Annotated in this window: 3 protein-coding genes; 1 reads left to right on the forward strand and 2 read right to left on the reverse strand. The window is 70.8% G+C overall.

Translation table 11 applies throughout. The features are described 5' to 3' along the window. Positions 1–80: 80 nt before the first annotated feature. Positions 81–593 (forward strand): hypothetical protein, encoded by a 513-nt coding sequence (locus ACFQ87_RS45615; protein WP_380616949.1) that lies wholly within the window; start codon positions 81–83, stop codon positions 591–593. A 325-nt stretch (positions 594–918) separates the two neighbouring features. On the opposite strand, the gene ACFQ87_RS45620 is transcribed toward ACFQ87_RS45615, so the two are convergent. Both ACFQ87_RS45620 and ACFQ87_RS45625 read right to left on the reverse strand, forming a co-directional pair. Continuing rightward, positions 919–1,323: an alpha/beta hydrolase gene (locus tag ACFQ87_RS45620; protein ID WP_380616950.1), complete on the reverse strand. Its 405-nt coding sequence runs from the start codon at positions 1,321–1,323 to the stop codon at positions 919–921. Next, entirely contained in the window at positions 1,236–1,991 is a 756-nt protein-coding gene (locus tag ACFQ87_RS45625) for an alpha/beta fold hydrolase (RefSeq protein ID WP_380616951.1), read from the reverse strand. The genes ACFQ87_RS45620 and ACFQ87_RS45625 overlap by 88 nt, the downstream gene beginning before the upstream one ends. Positions 1,992–2,494: the final 503 nt, after the last annotated feature.

The raw sequence follows: 2,494 nt of genomic DNA on the forward strand, positions 1-2,494 counted from the left end.
CTCCCGTCCCACGGCCGGGGAACGGAAGACAACCGGCCGCACCAGCAACCCTGCCACCCAACCCGCCCAAGATCAGCCGAATGGGCAACAGGGTCACCCTCACCTATCTCCTCAGTGACAAAGCTGTTGACGGTGGCCGTCAGGACCAGCGGAAGGAACTGCAGCGGATCCAGGACGTTCAGGCCACCTGGAACCACCTGGTCGGGGTCGCCCAGCAGTGGCAGAAGACGGACGACTTCGAGGCTCAGCGCTGGCGCCGGGTCCGCTTCTACGATGCCGCGGCTGAGGAGAACTTCCGTGTCTGGAACGAGAAGGTGAAGCAGGACGAGCGGGACTCGGCCGACTTCGTCTCCGAATACCGCATTCCCGGAGCACGTGACGGCGCGCACACCGGAGGCGAATTCGTCGTGGCCAGGGACCCTGATCAGGCAGAGCTCTGGGCGGTGTTCGAGGGCTCCGCCCTGGCCCGCCACTGGGACGGCGAGTCGTGGCAGCACGCCCGATTCACCGGCAGCGCTCCGTATCTCTTCGAGCGGGAGACGGCGTTGGCCATCGCACACCAGCATGCTGCGGATTTGCCCGAGCGGGGCTGACGCTTTCATCCCTTCCAGGTCTCGCTCGACCTGGCGCCCCCTGGCCGCCGCTCGCGGCTAGCCGTCCCGCCGCGCACCGGCAGCCGCAGTCGGCTGCCATGCCCGGCTCCGCTCGACAGCAACGAGACCGGCGGAAGCACGGTGCGTGCCAACAGGGGTGGCCGGGGAGGTGCCGCACGGGTGGGTGGTCCTGGGGTGTCCCGGTGGACGTGCGGGGTCGGGTGCCGGGGCGGCGGTGACGGCACCCGGCTTCGGCCGCCGCCGGAGTCGTCGGACGGGCCGGGTTGTCGTCGCCGCTCGGTGGTGGGCCGGTGTGTGCGGGTGGTCAGTCGCTCGGGCAGCCCTTGCCGGGGGCGGGGAGGGTTCCCTGGGTGAGGAAGGTGTCGACGGCGGTGCGGATGCAGGTGCTGCGTCCGTAGGCGGTGTTGCCGTCGCCGCCGCGGGTGAGCAGGGAGGCGTTGCCGAGTTCGGCGGTGAGTTGGCGGGTGGCGGCGTAGGGCGTGACGGGGTCGGCAGTGGAGCCGACGACCAGGATGGTGGTGTCGGTGGTGGGGCGGGCCGCGTGTGGCTGTTCGGGGGAGTGGTAGGGCCAGGAGCGGCAGTCCGGGTCGAGGACGGCCCGTTGTGGTGCGTGCCGGCTGGTCAGCGGGGCTTTGACGGCGAGGTCGGCCAGTGCGCTCTGCAGTTGTTCGGGGGTGGGGGAGTTAGCGGCACTGTCGGCGCAGGCGATGGCGGTGGGGCGTCCGCGTAGCCGTTGTAACGGCCTTGTGCGTTGCGGCCGTTGGCCGCGTCGGCGATATCGAGGAGGTCGTCGCCCCGGCCGTGGACCATCGCCCAGTCGAGTGCGTCACGCAGACGGGGCCAGTCCTGGTGGCCGTTGGTGAGTGTGGTGAGGACAGCGGTCCAGGCGGCGTTGGCGGTCAGTGCGCGTCCGCTGCTGGTGGTCAGCGGGTGGTCGGTGAGGCCGTCAAGGTAGGAGGCGAGCTTCCGAGCGGCCTGGCCGGGGTCGGTGCCGAGCGGGCACGCACCCAGGGTGGTGCAGTCGGCCGCGAACGAGCTGAGGGCCTGTTCGAGGCCGACCTGGCGGGCGACAGTGCTGTCGGTCGGCGGGACGGACGGGGAGGAGGCGCCGTCGAGAACCACGCGCCCGAGCCGGTGCGGGAACTGTTCGACGTAGAGGATACCGAGGTAGGTACCGGAGGACAGACCGAAGTAGTTGAGCGTGCGTTCGCCCAGGGTGGCGCGCAGCACGTCCATGTCACGGGCGGTGTTGCGGGTCCCCAGGAAGGCAGCACCGGGGCGTACCTGGCCCGGCAGGCGTCGGCGAGGGTGCGGGTCCGTTCGTCGGCGGGTCCGTCGGCGGTGAACTGGGCGTCGTGGGCCCGGTCGTCGAGGCAGTTGACCGGTGTGGTGCCGCCGACGCCGCGCGGGTCGAACCCGATGATGTCGAACCGCTCGTGCAGGGGCCCGTCGAAGGAATGGCGGTCCAGTCTGACCATGGCGACGTTGGAGCCGCTGCGGCCCCCGGCGTTGACGATCAGCGAGCCGACCCGCCGCTCCCGTTTGGCGGCGGGGTAGCGGACTACAGCCACGTCGAGGACGTCGCCGTCAGGGCGGGTGTAGTCGAGCGGCACAGTGAGGGTGGCGCACTGCATCGTGGGCCCGGCGCCTGCAGGGGCACGCGGATCGTCCGGGCACGCCGCCCAGCCGATCCGCTGGCCGTAGAAGCGGCTCAGGCTTGGGTCGGTGCCACCGGACAGGGCGGCTGCGTCTGCCGGATCCGCGCTCTCCGGGCCGGTGCAGACGGCTAGGGCGGGTATCGGGTCGTGATCAATCTGTGGGATTCGCCCTCATGGCGAGGCCTGATCAGGTAGATCTGTCGCGTGACGCGAGTGCAACTG

This window comes from Kitasatospora sp. NPDC056531 (assembly GCF_042794375.1).
Lineage (GTDB): Bacteria > Actinomycetota > Actinomycetes > Streptomycetales > Streptomycetaceae > Kitasatospora.

Bases quoted from the DNA above. Each gene is read 5' to 3' on its own strand.
- ACFQ87_RS45615 (WP_380616949.1), top strand. From the start codon at position 81: ATGGGCAACAGGGTCACCCTCACCTATCTCCTCAGTGACAAAGCTGTT.